Genomic DNA, 17793 nt, shown 5'->3' on the forward strand with positions numbered 1-17793 from the left:
CGTTCCCATGCCGAACACGGAAGTTAAGCACTTGAACGCCGAAAGTAGTTGGGGGCTTCCCCCTGTGAGGATAGGACGTTGCCAGGCAATTGAAAAGGACCGATCTGCATCTTGCAGGTCGGTCCTTTTTCTCTTTAACAGACAGGCAATTCGCTACTCATTGTCTGCTAGGACAAAGTCGATAGGAAGGAAAAAAGAAAAAGATTACTATGTTGTCTACATGCTGAATCAAGCTGACAGCTGCTTAATTAAAAGCAAAAAGAGCATTTTCTGAGTTATTTCAAGAAAATATTTAAATAAAATTAATGAATTCCTTGTAATTCACGAAACGACATGTTATATTAATATCTGTCGAAACGTTATATCATCGCGGGGTGGAGCAGTCTGGTAGCTCGTTGGGCTCATAACCCAAAGGTCGTTGGTTCAAATCCAGCCCCCGCAACCAATTTTTAAATAATTCAAATCCGAAACGTTTATCGTCGCGGGGTGGAGCAGTCTGGTAGCTCGTTGGGCTCATAACCCAAAGGTCGTTGGTTCAAATCCAGCCCCCGCAACCAATTTTAAACTTAACTTCAACTTTACTACGAAACGTTCAGCGTTTCGTATTTTTTTTTGTCTTTTTTGTTCGGTACAATAGATACAATAGAGAAAGATGACAAGAGGAGGGACGCAGGATGATAGAACTTGAAATGGCAAATCTAGAAGAGACGACGGCTCTCGCAGTAACACTCGGACACCGTGCCTTCGCGGGGATGGTCATTACATTGGATGGCGATCTTGGAGCGGGAAAAACAGCGTTTACGCAAGGTTTCGCAAAAGGACTTGGTGTGACGCGTAATGTCAACAGTCCGACCTTTACAATCATGAAGGTCTATAATGGTCGTTTGCCGTTATACCATATGGATGTCTACCGTCTAGAGGGATCGGGTGACGACATTGGTCTTGAAGAATACTTGAACGGCGACGGGGTCGCAGTCGTTGAGTGGTCAGAGTTGATTGCAGACGTCTTGCCTCCGGAACGGCTCGTCATCACAATCGAACGGACAGGAGACCATGCACGACGTTTCCGTCTTCAGCCAATCGGTGAGGCGTACATTAAGATATGTGAGGGATTAAGCTTATGAAAATCGTAGCGATCGATACATCAACAAAACAACTTTCTGTTGCGCTGTCGGACGGAACACAAATCATTGCGGAAGCATCGTATGTGACGTCCTTGAACCATGCAACGAAGTTAATGCCGTTACTCGAACGATTGATGCAAGAAGCGAACTGGTCACCTAAAGAATTAACACGCATTGTCGTCGCAGATGGTCCGGGTTCGTATACGGGACTGAGAATCGGAGCGACGACGGCCAAAACACTTGCCTATACACTTGGCATCGAACTGGTTGCCGTCTCGACGCTCGAGCTGATGGCAACATCAACAGGACGGACGGGACGGGTCGTCGCGATTCAAGATGCACGCCGCGGAACGGGCTTTGTTGGTATGTACGAAAACGGTGAGCGCGTTGGCGACGAACAACACACGACAGTCGCTGACTTTGTTGCGACGTTACCGACAGATACGTTGATGACAGGTGATACGGAAAAATTCGTTAAAGCGCTGCAACCGTTTGAAATCGTTGGGCCTGCGTTTCGGACGCCACGCGCAGGTGTATTGGCTTTACTAGGCGCGACACGTGTCCCGGTCGATGTGCATGCATTTGAACCACGCTATTTACGCCTTGCCGAGGCAGAAGCGAAGTGGATTGAGGCGCAACGTCATGACTGACGCGCGTATTCGTAAAATGACAGTCGCCGATGCACCCGGTGTGCATGCGGTCGAACTGGAGTCCTTTGCGACACCTTGGACGCTCACAGCCTTCATCGCGGAAATGACGCAAAATCCGAATGCCTATTACCTTGTCGCAGAAACGGACGAAATCATTGGCTTTGCCGGACTTTGGCATATCGCGGATGAAGGTCATATCACGAACGTCGCTGTGAAACGTACGGCACGTGGGCTCGGGCTTGGTGAAGGGTTGCTAGAGGAATTGATTGAAGTCGCACGGGAACTCGGTCTGCGGGCAATGACGCTTGAAGTCCGCGTCTCGAATACACCGGCACGTACCTTGTATGAAAAACTCGGTTTTTTATATGCCGGAACACGCAAACGTTACTATCAAGACAATAATGAAGATGCAGCCATCTACTGGTTGGAACTAGAAGGAGACGAGACATGACACAACCATTGATACTTGCTATTGAATCAAGCTGTGATGAGACGGCAGCTGCCGTCGTCCGGGGAGGAACGAACGTCTTATCGAACGTCGTCTCGTCTCAAATCGAGAGCCATAAACGCTTTGGCGGAGTCGTCCCGGAAGTCGCATCACGTCATCACGTCGAGCGGATCACTTATGTCATCGATGATGCTTTGACGGAAGCGAACGTAACGATTGACGACATCGATGCGATTGCGGTTACGGAAGGGCCAGGTCTTGTCGGTGCACTTCTCGTTGGGGTCAGTGCAGCGAAGGCACTCGCTTTCGCGCACGGTAAACCATTGCTCGGCGTCCATCATATCGCCGGACACATCTATGCGAACCGCCTCGTCCAGGAACTCGAATTTCCGCTCGTCTGCCTGATTGCTTCAGGCGGTCATACGGAATTGATTTATATGCCGGAAGATGGTGTGTATGAAGTGATTGGTGAAACACGTGATGACGCAGCAGGCGAGGCATACGACAAAGTCGCACGGACATTGAAATTACCGTATCCCGGTGGACCCCGGATTGACCAATTGGCACAAACAGGACAAGACACATTCCACTTTCCACGGATTTGGCTCGAAAAAGATTCGTATGATTTTAGCTTCAGCGGCTTAAAATCGTCTGTCATCAATGCGGTGCATAATGCAGAGCAACGGGGTGAAGTGATCATCCCGGAAGATTTGGCAGCAAGTTTTCAAGCGAGTGTCGTTGAAGTGCTCGTCGCTAAAGCGATTCGTGCCGTCAAAGAGAAGGGTGGAAAACAACTCTTACTCGCAGGTGGTGTCGCAGCGAACAAAGGGTTACGCCACGGATTGACGGAAGCTTGTCAGCGTGAAGGGATCACCCTCGTCATCCCACCGATGCACTTATGTGGCGATAACGCAGCGATGATTGGAGCCGCCGCGATTCATCCCTATCGGGCGCAACGCCAATCGACACTTGCCATGAATGCAGAACCTGGGCTAGATTTAAAGTAAGGAATACGAGAGACATGGGGGAACCAACATGAAAAAAGTCATTATCGTCGTACTTGGTATACTCGTCGTGGTTGCGATCGGACTACAGATTCGCGAAATCGTCGATGCCTATCAAGTCGCTTACAAAGAGGAACTTGTCCCGGATAAGAAAGCAGTCGAAACGAATACGAAACAAGAACCGTTGTACGAAATCGGTCGTGCTGAAGGAGAGCAAACGCGGATCGAGAAGCTGTATGCGTTTGACCGGACGGTAAACGGTGAACTAAAAAATGTCGTTCTCGTCGACCGGAAGTACGGATTGACGAACAAGGCAAGTGACGATTACTTCACGATCGCACCGGGGAAACCGGCGACCGATGCGGAAAAGGAATCCTTCCAGCCGATGGTCGACCGTCTTGACGCGGAGCAAGTACAAGCAGAAGTCATCTCAAAGCACGAAGTAATCGCAGTCGAGAACAATAAGAAACGCACACTGACGCTCTATAAAGTTTTTTATAAAGATACAGATCAAAAAGAGTACCTCTTCTTTATCGAAAAAGACGGTGGACTGAAGCTAGATCTCTTCAAAAAAGGATATTCGCGTCTTGCGAATTACTAAAAGACAGCCGATTTTCCTCGATGTAACGGAGGAATATCGGCTGTCTTTTTAGTTAACTTCATTTCCATTCGAGCAAACCGTTCAAGTCGTCATAGATGCTGTCGGGGTCGAGGTTCAGTTCTTCGACCGGTAAGCCGGACCGGTTGATCCAGGCCGTCCGGAAACCGAAGCTCTTCGCTCCGGTGATGTCCCATCCGTTCGAGGACATGAACAAGACTTCTTCGCGTTTCAGACCGAGTGTGTTCAGCGCATGCATATAAGCAGCAGGCGTCGGTTTGTATTGTTTGATGTCATCAACGCTGATGATGTGATCAAACAGTGATCCGAGTCCGGACTGTTCGATTAACGGGTCAAGCATATCGTGGGAGCCGTTTGAAAAGACGGCCAATTGTTTGCCGCTCATCTCTTGTAAGACTGCTTCGACTTCGTCGTAATGCGACAGCTCGAGATAGGCCTCCATTAAGGCAGCAATGTTTTCTTCCGTCACATGCAACTTCAATTGTAAGAGGGCATAACGGAGTGCATCACGCGTCACTTGACTGAACGGAACGTATTGTCCATTCAGTTGACGTAAAAAGGAATATTCAAGTTGTTTTTGACGCCAGACTTGGCTGATGTCTGCGCCATGCTCCGGATAGAGTTCTTCTGCTTTGACTTTAACAGCATGAACGTCAAATAATGTACCATAGACATCAAAGACGAGTGCTTTTATTGATTGTGTCATAGTTATCACCTTTCTATTTTCCATGTTATCTTTTAGTAGTTCCCAAAATCGTGAGCGGCTGAAACGCATATTCAATAAATTGCATCAGGTATAAGAAAATCGATTGTTGGGAATTCTATATATACCGCGTTCATATATGCTCAATGAAATGGAGGAAATTATGTCACGCCAACAAAAAGGAGTACGTCTTGCATTCGTGTTACTCGTCATCATCGGTCTGATTTGGTTCAGTCGATCGTATTTAAATGTTAGTCCGACAGACATCAAGGAATGGATTTTATCGTTCGGGATGTGGGCACCGATTCTTTATATCGTCCTCTATACCGTACGTCCGTTGATTTTCTTTCCGGCGTCTGTCCTGTCAATCACAGGCGGACTCGCCTTCGGCGCCTTGATGGGGACGGTCTATACCGTCATCGGTGCTACACTAGGAGCAGTCGTCGCCTTCTTAGTCGCAAAAAAACTGGGTAAGGGATTTATTAAGAACGGTGCCGGAAAAGTCGATCAAATCCAGCAACAGCTCGAAAAAAATGGGTTCATCTATGTCTTAATTTTTCGGTTGTTGCCGATTTTTAATTTTGACTTGATCAGTTACGCAGCTGGACTCTCGAAAGTTCGTTTATTGCCGTTCTTCTTAGCTACGCTGATCGGAATCATTCCCGGAACGTTCGCCTATAACTTTTTAGGGAGCAGTATCGTCTCGAAAGACCCACGAATCATCATTGGTGCAATCATTGTCTTTTTAATTTTGACAATCGTGCCGTGGTATCTTCAAAAACGCTGGAAAGCGAAAAAGAATCTTGGTTAAGCATTACATCACGGGACTCTTCCGACATCGGAAGAGTCCTCTTGTCTGTATAGCGATTGCTTCTTGAATGCGTTCTTTGTTAAAGCGTTAGTTCATGACAAGCTGTTCGACGTGCTTGAAAAATTCTTGTGCAAATGACCGGCAAGCCTGTTGTTTGTCGGCCGTATCCGGGTCAAATTCAATCTTTAGACCAGGTAAGACGACTTGTGCACCAGCTGACGTCAGAGCTTGTTCAAGCAGATCGACGGCCGCACAATATTTCGGATAATCGCGGTCACCGGAACCAAAGGCAGCAGCCGGAATCGCGATTGAACTGGCAGCGAGCTCATCGACGAAGTCTTCTGCTTCATAGGGGAGATCACCGTCGCCCCACGTGTAAGAACCAAGCAGGACGGCATCATACTGCGCTAAGTCGCTTGGATATAGTTGATCGAGTTCTTCCGTCTGCACCTGGCAGCCGTTTTGCTCGAGTTCTGATTTAAGTAAGTGCATGATGTCTTCCGTGTTGCCAGACATGCTGACGAAACCGATCATGATTTTCATGACGTGACACATCCTTTCATGGTAGGACACGACTTCATTCTAAATGAAAAGGATTCTCAATGCAAAAAAGAATAAAAAAAGACACCACATGCCCAGCATGGATGTCTTCTTTTCAGTCAATCTTGTAACTCAGCCCATTCTTCGATCGAACGAATTACAGGCTCAAGCTGACGACCTTTGTCTGTCAAACTGTATTGAATTTTTATCGGACGTTCCGGAATGACGGTCCGGGCTACGATACCTTCCGCCTCAAGTTCCTTCATGCGTTCCGTTAACATACGACCAGAGAGCTCGGGAATCGCATCTTGAATTTCATTGAAACGACAGGTCTTCGTCAAGAGATGACGTAAAATCAAACCCGTCCACTTCTTGCCCAATATTTCAAAGGCATGTTCGACTTTCGGACAAAGGGCCGTCGGAATTAGTGTATTCTCCATCAGCGCTCATCCTTTCTTATATATGTAGTATACCCACTTTGACGCTAAAATACGAATTATTTTACTTATAGTAATAAAAATAACGAAAACAAATCTATTTACTTTTAGTAAGTGATAGTTTAGTATCGATATTAAGTTACTAATAGTAATTAAAAAACATTAAGTAAAAGGAGTTTTATACATGATGGATTTAGGATTATTTCTGATTCGGTTGATTATCGGCTTAACATTTGCGGCACACGGAACACAAAAATTATTTGGATGGTTCGGTGGACATGGTATCGCAGGGACAGGCGGTTGGTTTGAGTCCATCGGGATGAAGCCAGGGAAAACACTTGCACTGATGGCAGGGATTGCTGAACTGGTCGGAGGATTATTATTCGCCGGTGGATTATTCCTGTGGATTGCAGCCCTCCTGATCATCGGTTCGATGATCGTCGCAATCGTCAAAGTGCATGGGACGAATGGTTACTGGGTGACGCAAAACGGGTACGAATACAACATGGCACTGATCGTCATCGCCTTAGGCGTTGCGATGATCGGAGCTGGAGACTATTCACTCGCAGCACTTATCGGGTGATCGAAAAGGACGGTTTTTATGAAATTTGATGCAGCAGACTTAAGTCCAAAAGAAAACTATAAATTGTTGATCGGCAGCATCATTCCTCGACCCATCGCGTTCGTGACGACCAAAGGTGCAGATGGAGTCGTCAATGCGGCGCCATTTTCCTTTTTCACGGTCGCTTCAAGCAACCCGCCGCAACTGGTCATCGCCGTCCAGCAGACGGAGCAAGGGCAAAAGGATACCGCAAAAAACATCTTGCTGAATCAGGAATACGTCATCCATATCGTCAGTGAAGAAATCGTCGAGGCAGTCAATGAAACCGCGGCACCACTCGCATATGGTGAAAGTGAACTCGAACGGACGAATTTGACGTTAGTCGATAGTGATTTGATCGATGTTCCGGCTGTCGCAGAAGCGAAGATCCGCTTTGAATTGAAGCTGACGAATCATCTCGAACTCGAAGGGGCCAACCTCTTGATTGGGGAGATCGTCCGGTATCACGTCGCGGATGAACTCGTCGAGTCGTTCCGGATTGATCCGGATGGTTTAAAAGCGATCGCCCGTCTCGCAGGTAACGACTATGCGAAAGTCGGAGACATCTTTACGATTGCCCGACCGACGAGCTGAAGGCGGATCGACGAGTAGGACTAGTATTTTTTAGAAGCAAAAAGGCACGTCCCGAACGCGGGACGTGCCTTCAGCGTATAGCCAAACTCTTATAAATCACGAAAATTTTACATGAGGATGCTGTCAGTTCACGCTTCCCTGTCTCGCCTCGTCTTCAAAGCGGCAATCTTCCGCGCCGCTACAGCAGAGCTGCAGGGTCGCGACCGATTGCTTTTCGCTTTAAAAGCGATTCGAGACGGATTGCGCTCTAAACCGTCTACAGTCTAAAAAGCGTCACGTTTCGTTGACTCCTACGGGAAAAAGTGCGTTTTTAACGCGACTTGCCAGAGGCAGGCAAGACCCTGCTCGTTGTCCGCTAGGATCAAGGAGCAACGGCTTGCGCCTCGCCCGAGGTAATCAACGAAAACAGACGCTTGATTGTGATAGTACCTTGTCTACAGTCTAAAGGCACGTCCCGAACGCGGGACGTGCCTTTTTATGTCGGACAACTGAAGAAGTTACTCTGCATGGTGACGTTTTTCGTACTGGAAACCATCGAGTAGAAAAAAGAGAATCGCCAGTGCCCAAATCCCGAGACAGCTGATCAAAAAGGCGACGAGCGGTGAAACGGCTCCGTAATAGCTGATGATTAACGGGTCATTCAGTTCAACGAACATCTGGGTCGTCAGCAACGTACAGATTAATCCGGATAAGAGGCTGATGAAGAGACCACTCCACGTCTTAATCACGAGACCGATCATACACGAGATGAGGATGAACAACAGGACGACGGCATTAAAGGCATCCGGCCGGATGAAGGCCGACACGTAGTCGGCATACATCGGAACGAAATAGAGCACCCCGGACAATAACCCTTGAACGAGGTTGATGACATAACTTTTCGAGCGCATTAGTGGAAACTCTCCCATCGTTCCATCAGTTCGAGGAGGTCCGTATCAATCTGATCCCGTTCTGCCGACAGCGCCGTCGCCTTCGGAATATCGTTGAAGACTTCCGGTTCGCAAAGCAGTTGTTCGATTTCAGTCGATCGCGTTTCTAGCCGTTCGATGTCTTGTTCGAGTTGTTCGAGCTGTTGTTTCTTTTTCCGTTCTTCTTTTTGCGCATCTTTGTCGATGCTTTTCGAAGCAGCGACTTTGATGGCTTTCGCTTCCTCTGCTTCGAGGCGGGCGATTTCTTCTTTCTCGGCCTTCTTCTCCATATAGTAAGAGTAGTCGCCGAGATAATCCGTCACACCGTCCGGATTCATCTCGATGACGCGTGTCGCAACCCGGTCGATGAAGTAACGGTCGTGGGAGACGAACAGGAGCGTGCCTTCATAGTCGACAAGCGCGTTCTCAAGCACCATCTTCGAATCAAGATCGAGGTGATTGGTCGGCTCATCGAGAATGAGGACGTTCGTTTTGCGTAATTTTAACTTCGCGAGGGCGAGGCGTCCGCGCTCGCCGCCGGATAATTCATGAACGAGCTTGAAGACATCATCACCACTGAACAGGAATTGACCGAGGACGGACCGGACTTGTTGTTCCCGCATCAACGGCCACTCGTTCCAAATTTCATCGATGACCCGGTTGCGGTCGTTGAGCTCGGCCTGCTCCTGATCGTAGTAGCCGACAGAAACGCCGGTCCCGAAACGATGTTCACCGAATAACGGTTTAATCCGGTTGACAAGGACTTTCAGTAACGTCGATTTTCCGATTCCGTTCGGACCAACGAGGGCGAGGGATTCGCCGCGTTGTAAGCGGAACGTGATGCCTTTTGAGACGGCTTCTTCATAGCCGACCGCGAGTTGCGTGACTTGTAACACATCGTTCCCACTTTGTTTTTCAATCGGGAACGACAGGACGGTGCTGCGTTCATCCCCATCCGGACGATCAATCCGGTCGACTTTTTCAAGACGTTTGCGGACGCTTTGTGCGCGTTTCGTCGTCGTCGCCCGTGCGATGTTACGCTGGATGAAGTCTTGCATCTTCGCGATGTCTTCCTGTTGCTGTTCGAACTGCTTCATCTCTTGTTCATACAGTGCTGCCTTTTGTTCCAAGTACTTCGTGTAGTTGCCGGTAAACTTCCGGCAGACGTTCCGTGACAATTCATAGACGACGTTGACGACCTGGTCGAGGAAGTAACGGTCATGGGAGACGATCAAGACCGCTCCACGGTAACCAGCCAGATAACTTTCGAGCCAAGAGAGTGTATCGATGTCGAGGTGGTTCGTCGGCTCGTCAAGAATCAACAGCTCAGGTGCCTGGAGCAACATCTTCGCCAGTGCGAGTCGCGTCCGTTGTCCACCGGATAGCGTCTGGATCCGGCGTGAATAATCGTCCGGATAAAAACGCATCCCGTGCAGGACGGAGCGGATGTTGGCTTCGAACTGGTAACCGCCGGCGTCCGAGAAGTCATGTTGTGCCTGATCGTATGTTTTCAACAGACGGTCGTAAGCAACAGCATCATTTAAGATATGGTCCATCCCCATCTCAATCTCCATCCGACGGAGCGAACGTTCCTGCTCTTGCAGGTGTTCGAACACGGTCAACATTTCATTCCAAATCGTTTCATTCGACTCAAGACCACTGTCCTGGGCGAGGTAACCGATTTTCACTTCCTTACTCTTCATGATCTCACCAGAGTCATGACTGAGCTCTCCGGCGATGATTTTTAAAAGTGTCGATTTTCCGGCACCATTTCGTCCGACGAGCGCAATCCGGTCCCGCTCCTGCACTTCGAGTTTAATATTGTCTAAAATCGGCTCAACACCGAATGATTTTGATAGTTGGTTCACTTGTAAGAGAATCATAAAAACATCCATCCTTCCACCCTTTAGTCTATCATGAAAAAAACGCAGGAGTCCCGTGGAATATATTATTTGTTAGTCTATGTGAAGTGGTTTACAATCAAAGAGAATAGAATTCTTTGCATTGATTTGGGTGCCACGTCAGAACGTGGCCGAAGGGGGAACTGCAGTATGAATGGGCCAGACACAAAAATACCACAAGCGACGGCGAAACGACTGCCGTTATATTATCGTTTCATTCAGAGTCTTTATAACTCAGGCAAGCTGCGCGTCTCTTCAGCAGAGCTCAGTGAAGCGGTCAAAGTCGATTCAGCGACGATCCGCCGCGATTTTTCCTACTTTGGGGCGTTAGGGAAAAAAGGATACGGTTACAACGTACAACATCTATTGACGTTTTTCCGAAAGACACTGAACCAGGATGAAGTCACGAATGTGGCACTTGTCGGGGTCGGACATCTCGGAACGGCGTTTGCAAATTATAACTTTTTAAAGAATAATAGTACTCGGATAGTCGTTGCGTTTGATGCGGACGAAAACAAGGTCGGAACAACGACGCAAGACGTTCCTATCTATCATGTCTCTGACATGAAAGAGCAAATCGAAGCGAACAAGGTTGATGTCGCCATCTTGACGGTCCCATCCCAGTTCGCACAGTCAGTAGCGGATGAGTTAGTTGAGTATGGTGTGACCGGAATTCTGAACTTTACACCGGCGCGGTTGAACGTACCGGCCCACGTTCGGGTCCATCACATCGATTTGTCGATCGAGTTGCAGTCACTAGTTTATTTCATGAAGCATTATTCGCAATCAGCTGAAGGAGTGAAATCATAATGGAAAACCTTATTCCATCAACCATCGCGTTCATCGGACCAGGGAGCATCGCTTTGATCGGTGCCGTCGCGTTGATCATCTTCGGACCGAAAAAATTACCGGAGCTCGGTCGTGCTGCCGGTCAGACGTTAAAAGAGTTCAAGAGTGCGACACACGGCATCATGGACGATGATAAAGACAACAAGGATGAATCGAAAGAGAAGTGATTAAATTATGGCGATTGATCAAGAACAGAGTGTGACATCGCATCTAGACGAGTTGCGCAAGCGGATCGTCTGGTCACTCATCATCGTCGTCGTCTTGTTCGCCGCGGCCTTTCCGCTCGTCCGACCGCTCGTGCGTTTTCTGCAGTCGGACCTGAAAGAGCTCGGCATCGGATTGAATGCCTTTAATGTGGCCGATCCCCTGATGTTGTACTTGAATTTAGCGTTCATCATCGCGGTCGTCCTGGCTTCACCATTTTGGATGTACCAGCTATGGGCGTTCATCCGACCCGGTTTATTCGAACAGGAACAGAAAGCGACCTTGACGTATATTCCGGTCACATTTTTCTTATTTTTGTCCGGAATCGCGTTCTCTTATTTTTGGTTACTTCCGTTTCTACTCAAAGTATCGACGGAACTTGGGCAAGAGCTCGGCATCGAGCAAGTCATCGGGGTCGAAAACTATTTTAGTTTCTTAATACGGCTGACGATTCCGTTCGGTATCTTGTTCCAACTGCCGGTCGTGACGATGTTCTTGACCCGTCTTGGACTCGTGACGCCATTGTTCATGCGGAAAAATCGGAAATATGCGTACTTTGCGCTCTTCGTCATCGCGGCTTTAATCTCTCCACCGGATGTGACGTCACATCTGATGATTTCGGTACCGTTGTTCGTCCTCTATGAAATCAGCATCATGATTTCAGCCCGGACGTACAAAAAAGTACTGATTCTTGAGCAACAAGCGGAGCTTGAACGACAAGCGGATTTGATGCGTGAGTTGAATAAGTAACAGTCTCCTCTCGGTCGTTTCGGCGACGGAGAGGTTTTTGTTTGGAAGCGCTCTTTTTATATTGAAAAAGTGAATCGATATGGTTTATACTGATTACAAGAATACGAGGGGGCTTAGCTCAGCTGGGAGAGCGTTTGGCTGGCAGCCAAAAGGTCGTCGGTTCGAGCCCGATAGTCTCCATATGTACATCACTTGGCATTTGCCGAGTGGTGTTTTTTGTTATAGTGGTGGCGGCAAAACAGAAGCTTACAGCCTGGATGATGTTGATGAACCGATTGAAGTCGTTTTCTGTGTTTATCCTTTTGAGGGAATGGGAAATTTCTTAATAGGTAATCAAGAGGGGGAAGCATTATGAATCCATTTACGACGTTAATTGCCTTCATCGTCGGCTGTCTTGTTCTGTATCTCGGAATCCGTGATAAGAACGGTTGGTTGATTGGTGTGGCACTGATTCCGTTAGCAATTGTTGCGTATAGCGTCATCTATCTCATCATTCAAGTTTCAGCCTAGAAACTCCTTTTTTAAGGAAGTTTCTTTTTTTTTGAAACATAACTGGTAAACTGTAAGTATATGACAGTATAGACAGTTGAAACGAGGGAGGGCATTTCAGGATGGAACAAACGCTCCGCGAGGAACGATTACAGGCGTTGACGGTTGCTTATATCGAAAAAAATCAATTGCAGAATAAAAGTTGGGTCATCGCTGCCTTGATGGCGACAGCAGGAACGTTTACGGAAATCTTCAGCACGACCATGTACTTGAGTCTGTTACCGCTTGTCTTTCTCGTGTTTGATCTCCCGTTTCGACTCGAAAAACGAAAAATCCTGGCGCGCTATCTCTCAAGCGACCAAGTGATGAACCAATCGTTGCTGTGGCTCGGGATTCAATTCGTCTTGTACGGTTCGCTGTACACCGTGATACTTGAGACGAAAGAGATGTCGATCTGGAAAATTGCCCTTTGGATGCTGATCATCCTCGCACCGGTCTATTACGTTACGGACTGGTTGTTTAAAAAGATTGCCCGGTCAGGCGATCCCGACTTCGTCAGTGATAAAGAAATTCATGCGAACGTCAAAGAAGTGGAGGAGTGACAAGGTGAGTACATTGATTGAAAAAAATACACGGTTGAAATTACTCGGACCGCCATTAAAAAGGATTCAGCATCTGGTGCCGGTTCCGGTTCTGTTGCTTGCGCTTGCTGGTTGGTTCATCCCGGATTTTTGGGAAACAGGGCTGTTCTCCGTATTTGCGATTACGGTATTCTGTTTGGCTAACGCACTTAGAGAAATCATTCGTCTGCGGATTTTAAAGCAACGCCTTACGAAAGATATCTATAAAAAGACGGTCTTGAAAGTGGCACGTGTATCGATGATCGGTTCGTTCATCCCGATCCTTACACTTTATGTGGGGACTGTTTTTCCACAATACGCCGGTATTTCTTTTACGGTCTTTCTTATGTCGATCATCGTCGCCTATTTGATTGTGTCCCAATTGAACAAACAAGCGAAACAACTGGATCCGGCATTCGTCACGATGCGTGAGATTGAGCGTTACCGTAAGTAAGCGAAACACACAAGAGGAGTGAACGGATGAGAAACACTTTAAGCACGTATCAAAAATGGACAAAAATCAGCCGGCAAATCCGGACGTATGTAATTGCGGGCGTATTTTTTGCGGTGCTGTTCTTCTCCGGAAGCGGGCACCTGACGGATTCAGCAGTTGGATTTTTGATTCTTACGCCGTTACTCGCCTATAATGGCATGCAGCGAGTGATCCAATCCGTTCTGTTAGTTCGGTCGAAGGTACAGGCGCGACCACTTGGTCTGCTGTTCGGTGGGATCACTTTACTCGAAGCGGTCTTTATTGCGGGTGCCGCAGTTGTCGCCCCGCACCTTGGACAGTGGGGCTATCTGTTTCCGCTAATGTTGTGGATTTCAGGGATGCTGCAATTTCAAAAGTGGACGGACCGGACGGTAACGAAGCTCGATAAAATGGATTTGCTTGAGACACCGGACCGAAAAGGAATCGAACACCGTCATCCGACGGGCGAAGGAATCGGGATGTAACGAGGAGGCAAACGATGGAGAGCATGCAACGCGAGCGGAAAATGGATTATATCCGATTTTTAAAACAGGCACGTTACATTCAAACGGTCTTGTTTGGACTGGTATTGTTTGTATTTCTCTTTTTAGCAGACGATTGGCATCTGACAGAATCATCGTTTCAGTATTTCTTGTTAGTCCCTTTGTTATCCTATCGATGGATCGTCCGATTCCTGAAGTACCGCTATTTCAAGAAGCGGTTTGACGGGCTTGAGGCCTGGGATCATCTCGGACTACCGTATATATTGATCAGTATCATTGAAGTACTGGTCGTCGTCCTGGGGCAAATCATCACGCCCTACGTAGCGCGTCCCGAATACATCGGACCGTTCCTTGTCTTTTTCCTAACGGTGCTGTCATTGGACCGAATTGTCGATAAACGGATTAAACGACTCGATCCGACACACTTATCAGAACAGGAATTGATCCGGGCGGAACGGGAAGAAAAACGAATCAAATATTGACTGGTCATCTTAGAGCAACAAAAAAACGCAAGAAGGCGGCGGATTCCGGATTCGCCTACTTCTTGCGTTTTTAGTTGTGATCGCATCATGTAGAGGTTATTTTTTTGACAGCAAATAAATGAAGTAAGGAGCACCGATGATCGCAACGACGATTCCTGCCGGGATGCCTTGCGGGTCAGCGATGTTCCGACCAATCGTATCGGCGAGGACGAGTAACCATCCGCCAATCAAAACGGCGATCGGTAAGAACAGTTGATGCCTTGGACCGACGAGGGCGCGCGCGATATGGGGCGCCATCAAACCGATGAAGGCGATCCCGCCTGTTACAGAAACGGCGGATGCAGCGAGTGCGACAGCGGCGAGTAACAGTTGGATGCGCTCCTTTTCAATCGCGACGCCGACGCCGATCGCAACCGGTTCATTCAGCGCCAGCAGATTGAGTTTGTTTGCCTTATAAAACGTAAACGGTACGAGAATAAGCAGCCAAGGCAATAACGCGTAGACGAATGTCCAGTCCGTTCCCCAGATGTTCCCGGCGAGCCATTTGGCGATGAAGTCGACCTTCTCACGGCGCGCGGATGAAATCAGGACGACCATGATGCCGGATAACGCCATCGAGAATCCGACCCCGGTCAAAATCAGACGAATCGGTTGCAGGCCACGGACACGGTCATACGATAAGGCATAAATGGCAATCGCTGTGATCAATGCCCCGATGAAGGCAGCAACCGGTAACCCATAGATGAACGCACCGACATCGACCGGGAAGTAAAGGAAGAAGGCGGCGATGGCGACACCAGCACCTGTATTGATACCGATGATGCCGGGATCTGCGAGTTCGTTGCGGGTGATGCCCTGAAGAATCGCACCGGATAAGGCGAGTGCCATGCCGGCGAGTACCGTGATTAAAATCCGCGGCAGGCGGAGTGAGAACAAAACAAACTCTTCTTTGAACGATCCTTGACCGAACAGTGTCGGCAGAAGCCGGTCGTACGAGAGGGAGGCGGGCCCAAGCCCGATACTGATGATGATCGTTCCGAGCAATAACAGACTAAAGACGATAAAGATCAACCGCTGACGGCGGCGGAGCGATGTTTCGATCATGAGAACGCACGACCTCCTTTGCGGACGATGAGTAAGAAGAACGGCAGCCCGAGCATCGAGACGATCGCAACGACCGGTGTTTCGTATGGAGCATACAGTGTCCGGCCAATCGTGTCCGCGAGTAACATGAACGTCGCACCGAAGACGGCGGTCATCGGGAGGATGAAGCGGTAATCGGTGCCGACGATTGCGCGGACGATGTGCGGAATCATCAAGCCGATGAATGCCATGTTACCGACTAAAGCAACGGCGGCCCCGGCGAGCAGGATGACGACGACGTAGAGTACACCTTTAATCCGGGTGATGTTTTGCCCGAGCCCGAGTGCGACTTCTTCTGATAAGCTTAAAATCGTTAATTGACGTGAGAAGATCATCGCAATCGCGATGCCGATTAAAATGACGGGGGTGATGATTTGCAGTTGCCCCCAGGTCGTTCCAATCAGCCCGCCGGATGTCCATTGCGAGACGTCTTGAGCGATTTTGAAGTAAATGCCGATCCCTTCTGCGATTGCGTATAAAAAAGCAGAAATCGCGGCCCCGGCGAGGACGATTCGAAGTGGTGAAAACCCGCCACGTTTTGAGGCACCGATCCCGAAGACAAGTAAGGCACCGGCTGCTGCTCCAAGGAAACACGCGAGCATGATGCCGTAGTAATTGATACCGGGAATGAAGACGAGCGCAAGAGCAAGGGCCGCGTTCGCGCCTGCCGTCAGCCCAAGCAGTCCGGGATCGGCAAGGGGATTACGTGTCATCGCCTGCATGATCGCACCGGAGACACCGAGTGCAGCCCCGACCAGCATCGCAGCGACTTCGCGCGGTAACCGGATTTCCTGAATGATTTTTGCTTTACCGTTCAAGGGACCGAACGTCAAAGCGTTCCAGACCTCACGTATCGTCGTGTCGGCGGCACCGAACGTCATCGAGATCCAGAACATGACGACGAACAGGAGTAAACCGAACGTGATTTTCAGTCCGAACGGGAATCGACCGGATGACATAGTTATCGTCTCACTTTCATTAGATAGTCAAAAAGGAGGGACCGAAAAATCGGTTCCCTCCTTATTTTTGTTACGCGCCAAGGAAACTTTTCTTGAAGAACTCGAGCTGACGTTCGAGCGTCAATGGATCATTGAAGTAAAATTCTTTCGAATCGACTTCGAAGACGTGGTTGTTTTTAACAGCAGGAATATTTTTGTATGTGTCTGTTTCTGTAAACGAGTTATCTGCTTCTGCCGTCTTACTGAAGATGAGGTAATCCCCTGCATATTCAGGTAAGACTTCCGGTGATAGCGCGTAATAGCCGTCTTTTAAAGCCATTTCCGTAACTTTTTCCGGCATCTTCAATTTCATTTCCTGGTAGAGGATTTCTGTACCGCGTCCCCAGTTGTCGCCGAAGACGTAAAGCTGTTTATCGAAGCTTTCGATGACAGAGACCGTCGCATCGTCACCGATTTTGGCTTTAATCTCTGTTCCGGCGTCCGCTGCGCGTGTTTGGAAGTCTTTGACCCAATCGCGTGCTTCTTGTTCTTTATTGAGCAATTTACCGATTTCGATATGTTGTGTCAAATAGTCGACTTTGCCGTACGTGTACGTGACGGTTGGAGCGATTTCTTTAAATTTATCGATGTTTTTCGTTGTATTGTAGCCGATGATGAGATCGGGTTCGAGTTCGATGACTTTTTCGACGTTTTCTTCTGATACTTCCTGGACGTCTTTCAAATCAAACTTCGGATTCGATTTTGACCACGAATCGACACCGACGAGTGGGACGTCGAGTGCCATGACGTTTCCGGCGAAACCGGCAAGGACGACGACGCGTTTCGGATCAGCCGGGACTTCGACGTCACCTTCTTCCGATTTATAGGTGATCGTTTCTTTTTTCGTAACGGAAGACGTATCTTCTGTTTTATCTGTATTGCCGCAGGCGGCGATGACGAGCGTTAAGAGTAATAAAATCGGTAAGAGTACTAGTTTCTTCAT

24 protein-coding genes, 3 tRNA genes and 1 rRNA gene are annotated in these 17793 nt (G+C 48.4%); 20 read left to right on the forward strand and 8 right to left on the reverse strand.

Going from position 1 to position 17793, the window contains the following annotated elements:
• The 8 genes from rrf to KNQ05_RS13550 all read left to right on the forward strand — a co-directional run.
• Nucleotides 1-87, forward strand: a 5S ribosomal RNA gene (rrf, locus tag KNQ05_RS13515); the annotation flags it as partial.
• Between the two features lie 281 nt (nt 88-368).
• Nucleotides 369-445 (forward strand) — tRNA-Met (locus tag KNQ05_RS13520).
• A 35-nt stretch (nt 446-480) separates the two neighbouring features.
• A tRNA-Met gene (locus KNQ05_RS13525) sits at nt 481-557 on the forward strand.
• A 117-nt stretch (nt 558-674) separates the two neighbouring features.
• Nucleotides 675-1124, forward strand: a complete 450-nt coding sequence (gene tsaE, locus KNQ05_RS13530; RefSeq protein WP_088838055.1) for a tRNA (adenosine(37)-N6)-threonylcarbamoyltransferase complex ATPase subunit type 1 TsaE — start codon at nt 675-677, stop codon at nt 1122-1124.
• On the forward strand, nt 1121-1774 hold the full coding sequence (gene tsaB / locus KNQ05_RS13535; RefSeq protein WP_088838053.1) for a tRNA (adenosine(37)-N6)-threonylcarbamoyltransferase complex dimerization subunit type 1 TsaB: 654 nt from the start codon (nt 1121-1123) through the stop codon (nt 1772-1774). The genes tsaE and tsaB overlap by 4 nt, the downstream gene beginning before the upstream one ends.
• Complete coding sequence (rimI, locus tag KNQ05_RS13540; RefSeq protein ID WP_029331901.1) at nt 1767-2225, forward strand: ribosomal protein S18-alanine N-acetyltransferase; 459 nt, start codon at nt 1767-1769, stop codon at nt 2223-2225. Before tsaB ends, rimI begins: the two co-directional genes overlap by 8 nt.
• Entirely contained in the window at nt 2222-3229 is a 1008-nt protein-coding gene (gene tsaD, locus KNQ05_RS13545) for a tRNA (adenosine(37)-N6)-threonylcarbamoyltransferase complex transferase subunit TsaD (RefSeq protein WP_214805749.1), read from the forward strand. The genes rimI and tsaD overlap by 4 nt, the downstream gene beginning before the upstream one ends.
• Before the next feature lie 28 nt (nt 3230-3257).
• Nucleotides 3258-3827: a hypothetical protein gene (locus KNQ05_RS13550; RefSeq protein ID WP_088838050.1), complete on the forward strand. Its 570-nt coding sequence runs from the start codon at nt 3258-3260 to the stop codon at nt 3825-3827.
• Nucleotides 3828-3885: 58 nt separating this feature from the next.
• Here KNQ05_RS13550 and KNQ05_RS13555 read toward each other — a convergent pair whose 3' ends face one another.
• A complete protein-coding gene (locus KNQ05_RS13555) occupies nt 3886-4551 on the reverse strand; it encodes a haloacid dehalogenase type II (RefSeq protein ID WP_088838048.1) in 666 nt (221 codons plus the stop codon).
• Between the two features lie 160 nt (nt 4552-4711).
• On the opposite strand from KNQ05_RS13555, the gene KNQ05_RS13560 reads away from it, so the two are divergent.
• Nucleotides 4712-5359: a TVP38/TMEM64 family protein gene (locus KNQ05_RS13560; RefSeq protein WP_088838046.1), complete on the forward strand. Its 648-nt coding sequence runs from the start codon at nt 4712-4714 to the stop codon at nt 5357-5359.
• Between the two features lie 87 nt (nt 5360-5446).
• Here KNQ05_RS13560 and KNQ05_RS13565 read toward each other — a convergent pair whose 3' ends face one another.
• Together KNQ05_RS13565 and KNQ05_RS13570 are read right to left on the reverse strand one after the other, a co-directional pair.
• Complete coding sequence (locus KNQ05_RS13565) at nt 5447-5902, reverse strand: flavodoxin (protein ID WP_088838045.1); 456 nt, start codon at nt 5900-5902, stop codon at nt 5447-5449.
• A 116-nt stretch (nt 5903-6018) separates the two neighbouring features.
• Entirely contained in the window at nt 6019-6339 is a 321-nt protein-coding gene (locus tag KNQ05_RS13570) for a winged helix-turn-helix transcriptional regulator (RefSeq protein WP_029331888.1), read from the reverse strand.
• A 181-nt stretch (nt 6340-6520) separates the two neighbouring features.
• Here KNQ05_RS13570 and KNQ05_RS13575 point away from each other — a divergent pair, with 181 nt between their 5' ends.
• Both KNQ05_RS13575 and KNQ05_RS13580 read left to right on the forward strand, forming a co-directional pair.
• Nucleotides 6521-6919, forward strand: coding sequence for a DoxX family protein (locus KNQ05_RS13575; protein WP_029331885.1), 399 nt, complete (start codon nt 6521-6523; stop codon nt 6917-6919).
• Between the two features lie 18 nt (nt 6920-6937).
• Nucleotides 6938-7531: a flavin reductase family protein gene (locus tag KNQ05_RS13580; protein WP_088838043.1), complete on the forward strand. Its 594-nt coding sequence runs from the start codon at nt 6938-6940 to the stop codon at nt 7529-7531.
• A 497-nt stretch (nt 7532-8028) separates the two neighbouring features.
• Here KNQ05_RS13580 and KNQ05_RS13585 read toward each other — a convergent pair whose 3' ends face one another.
• Both KNQ05_RS13585 and KNQ05_RS13590 read right to left on the reverse strand, forming a co-directional pair.
• Nucleotides 8029-8421 carry a hypothetical protein gene (locus KNQ05_RS13585; protein ID WP_029331882.1) on the reverse strand — a complete coding sequence of 131 codons (393 nt, stop codon included), beginning with the start codon at nt 8419-8421 and terminating at the stop codon, nt 8029-8031.
• Nucleotides 8421-10322 (reverse strand): ABC-F family ATP-binding cassette domain-containing protein, encoded by a 1902-nt coding sequence (locus tag KNQ05_RS13590; RefSeq protein ID WP_029331880.1) that lies wholly within the window; start codon nt 10320-10322, stop codon nt 8421-8423. Before KNQ05_RS13590 ends, KNQ05_RS13585 begins: the two co-directional genes overlap by 1 nt.
• 168 nt (nt 10323-10490) lie before the next feature.
• On the opposite strand from KNQ05_RS13590, the gene KNQ05_RS13595 reads away from it, so the two are divergent.
• From KNQ05_RS13595 to KNQ05_RS13635, 9 genes are all read left to right on the forward strand, one after another.
• Nucleotides 10491-11150 carry a redox-sensing transcriptional repressor Rex gene (locus tag KNQ05_RS13595; RefSeq protein ID WP_088838040.1) on the forward strand — a complete coding sequence of 220 codons (660 nt, stop codon included), beginning with the start codon at nt 10491-10493 and terminating at the stop codon, nt 11148-11150.
• Nucleotides 11150-11356, forward strand: a complete 207-nt coding sequence (locus tag KNQ05_RS13600) for a twin-arginine translocase TatA/TatE family subunit (protein ID WP_214770921.1) — start codon at nt 11150-11152, stop codon at nt 11354-11356. Before KNQ05_RS13595 ends, KNQ05_RS13600 begins: the two co-directional genes overlap by 1 nt.
• Nucleotides 11357-11363: 7 nt before the next feature.
• Entirely contained in the window at nt 11364-12143 is a 780-nt protein-coding gene (gene tatC / locus KNQ05_RS13605) for a twin-arginine translocase subunit TatC (protein ID WP_029331875.1), read from the forward strand.
• A 107-nt stretch (nt 12144-12250) separates the two neighbouring features.
• Nucleotides 12251-12323: transfer RNA gene (locus tag KNQ05_RS13610), tRNA-Ala, on the forward strand.
• A 171-nt stretch (nt 12324-12494) separates the two neighbouring features.
• Entirely contained in the window at nt 12495-12653 is a 159-nt protein-coding gene (locus KNQ05_RS13615) for a hypothetical protein (protein ID WP_034801002.1), read from the forward strand.
• Nucleotides 12654-12754: 101 nt separating this feature from the next.
• Nucleotides 12755-13234 carry a hypothetical protein gene (locus tag KNQ05_RS13620; RefSeq protein WP_088838038.1) on the forward strand — a complete coding sequence of 160 codons (480 nt, stop codon included), beginning with the start codon at nt 12755-12757 and terminating at the stop codon, nt 13232-13234.
• A gap of 4 nt (nt 13235-13238) precedes the next feature.
• Nucleotides 13239-13706 carry a hypothetical protein gene (locus KNQ05_RS13625; protein WP_214805752.1) on the forward strand — a complete coding sequence of 156 codons (468 nt, stop codon included), beginning with the start codon at nt 13239-13241 and terminating at the stop codon, nt 13704-13706.
• A gap of 26 nt (nt 13707-13732) precedes the next feature.
• Complete coding sequence (locus KNQ05_RS13630; RefSeq protein WP_214770925.1) at nt 13733-14209, forward strand: hypothetical protein; 477 nt, start codon at nt 13733-13735, stop codon at nt 14207-14209.
• Nucleotides 14210-14223: 14 nt separating this feature from the next.
• Nucleotides 14224-14709, forward strand: a complete 486-nt coding sequence (locus KNQ05_RS13635; protein ID WP_214770927.1) for a hypothetical protein — start codon at nt 14224-14226, stop codon at nt 14707-14709.
• A 96-nt stretch (nt 14710-14805) separates the two neighbouring features.
• Here KNQ05_RS13635 and KNQ05_RS13640 read toward each other — a convergent pair whose 3' ends face one another.
• The 3 genes from KNQ05_RS13640 to KNQ05_RS13650 form a co-directional block, all read right to left on the reverse strand.
• Entirely contained in the window at nt 14806-15813 is a 1008-nt protein-coding gene (locus KNQ05_RS13640; protein WP_251132527.1) for a FecCD family ABC transporter permease, read from the reverse strand.
• A complete protein-coding gene (locus tag KNQ05_RS13645) occupies nt 15810-16811 on the reverse strand; it encodes a FecCD family ABC transporter permease (RefSeq protein WP_214770930.1) in 1002 nt (333 codons plus the stop codon). The genes KNQ05_RS13640 and KNQ05_RS13645 overlap by 4 nt, the downstream gene beginning before the upstream one ends.
• Nucleotides 16812-16881: 70 nt before the next feature.
• Nucleotides 16882-17793, reverse strand: coding sequence for an iron-hydroxamate ABC transporter substrate-binding protein (locus tag KNQ05_RS13650; RefSeq protein WP_214805755.1), 912 nt, complete (start codon nt 17791-17793; stop codon nt 16882-16884).

The sequence above is a fragment of the Exiguobacterium sp. s125 genome (genome assembly GCF_018618605.1).
In the GTDB taxonomy this organism is placed as follows: Bacteria; Bacillota; Bacilli; order Exiguobacteriales; family Exiguobacteriaceae; genus Exiguobacterium_A; species Exiguobacterium_A oxidotolerans.

What these genes read in the sequence shown, in the direction of transcription:
- KNQ05_RS13575 (WP_029331885.1), top strand. Translation starts at nt 6,521, where the DNA reads ATGATGGATTTAGGATTATTTCTGATTCGGTTGATTATCGGCTTAACA.
- KNQ05_RS13595 (WP_088838040.1), top strand. Translation starts at nt 10,491, where the DNA reads ATGAATGGGCCAGACACAAAAATACCACAAGCGACGGCGAAACGACTG.
- tsaB (WP_088838053.1), top strand. Translation starts at nt 1,121, where the DNA reads ATGAAAATCGTAGCGATCGATACATCAACAAAACAACTTTCTGTTGCG.
- KNQ05_RS13550 (WP_088838050.1), top strand. Translation starts at nt 3,258, where the DNA reads ATGAAAAAAGTCATTATCGTCGTACTTGGTATACTCGTCGTGGTTGCG.
- KNQ05_RS13560 (WP_088838046.1), top strand. Translation starts at nt 4,712, where the DNA reads ATGTCACGCCAACAAAAAGGAGTACGTCTTGCATTCGTGTTACTCGTC.
- KNQ05_RS13590 (WP_029331880.1), bottom strand. Translation starts at nt 10,322, where the DNA reads ATGATTCTCTTACAAGTGAACCAACTATCAAAATCATTCGGTGTTGAG.
- KNQ05_RS13650 (WP_214805755.1), bottom strand. Translation starts at nt 17,793, where the DNA reads ATGAAGAAACTAGTACTCTTACCGATTTTATTACTCTTAACGCTCGTC.
- KNQ05_RS13600 (WP_214770921.1), top strand. Translation starts at nt 11,150, where the DNA reads ATGGAAAACCTTATTCCATCAACCATCGCGTTCATCGGACCAGGGAGC.
- KNQ05_RS13615 (WP_034801002.1), top strand. Translation starts at nt 12,495, where the DNA reads ATGAATCCATTTACGACGTTAATTGCCTTCATCGTCGGCTGTCTTGTT.
- rimI (WP_029331901.1), top strand. Translation starts at nt 1,767, where the DNA reads ATGACTGACGCGCGTATTCGTAAAATGACAGTCGCCGATGCACCCGGT.
- tsaE (WP_088838055.1), top strand. Translation starts at nt 675, where the DNA reads ATGATAGAACTTGAAATGGCAAATCTAGAAGAGACGACGGCTCTCGCA.
- KNQ05_RS13580 (WP_088838043.1), top strand. Translation starts at nt 6,938, where the DNA reads ATGAAATTTGATGCAGCAGACTTAAGTCCAAAAGAAAACTATAAATTG.
- KNQ05_RS13640 (WP_251132527.1), bottom strand. Translation starts at nt 15,813, where the DNA reads ATGATCGAAACATCGCTCCGCCGCCGTCAGCGGTTGATCTTTATCGTC.
- KNQ05_RS13555 (WP_088838048.1), bottom strand. Translation starts at nt 4,551, where the DNA reads ATGACACAATCAATAAAAGCACTCGTCTTTGATGTCTATGGTACATTA.
- KNQ05_RS13645 (WP_214770930.1), bottom strand. Translation starts at nt 16,811, where the DNA reads ATGTCATCCGGTCGATTCCCGTTCGGACTGAAAATCACGTTCGGTTTA.
- KNQ05_RS13585 (WP_029331882.1), bottom strand. Translation starts at nt 8,421, where the DNA reads ATGCGCTCGAAAAGTTATGTCATCAACCTCGTTCAAGGGTTATTGTCC.
- KNQ05_RS13620 (WP_088838038.1), top strand. Translation starts at nt 12,755, where the DNA reads ATGGAACAAACGCTCCGCGAGGAACGATTACAGGCGTTGACGGTTGCT.
- KNQ05_RS13570 (WP_029331888.1), bottom strand. Translation starts at nt 6,339, where the DNA reads ATGGAGAATACACTAATTCCGACGGCCCTTTGTCCGAAAGTCGAACAT.
- tatC (WP_029331875.1), top strand. Translation starts at nt 11,364, where the DNA reads ATGGCGATTGATCAAGAACAGAGTGTGACATCGCATCTAGACGAGTTG.
- KNQ05_RS13635 (WP_214770927.1), top strand. Translation starts at nt 14,224, where the DNA reads ATGGAGAGCATGCAACGCGAGCGGAAAATGGATTATATCCGATTTTTA.
- KNQ05_RS13565 (WP_088838045.1), bottom strand. Translation starts at nt 5,902, where the DNA reads ATGAAAATCATGATCGGTTTCGTCAGCATGTCTGGCAACACGGAAGAC.
- KNQ05_RS13630 (WP_214770925.1), top strand. Translation starts at nt 13,733, where the DNA reads ATGAGAAACACTTTAAGCACGTATCAAAAATGGACAAAAATCAGCCGG.
- tsaD (WP_214805749.1), top strand. Translation starts at nt 2,222, where the DNA reads ATGACACAACCATTGATACTTGCTATTGAATCAAGCTGTGATGAGACG.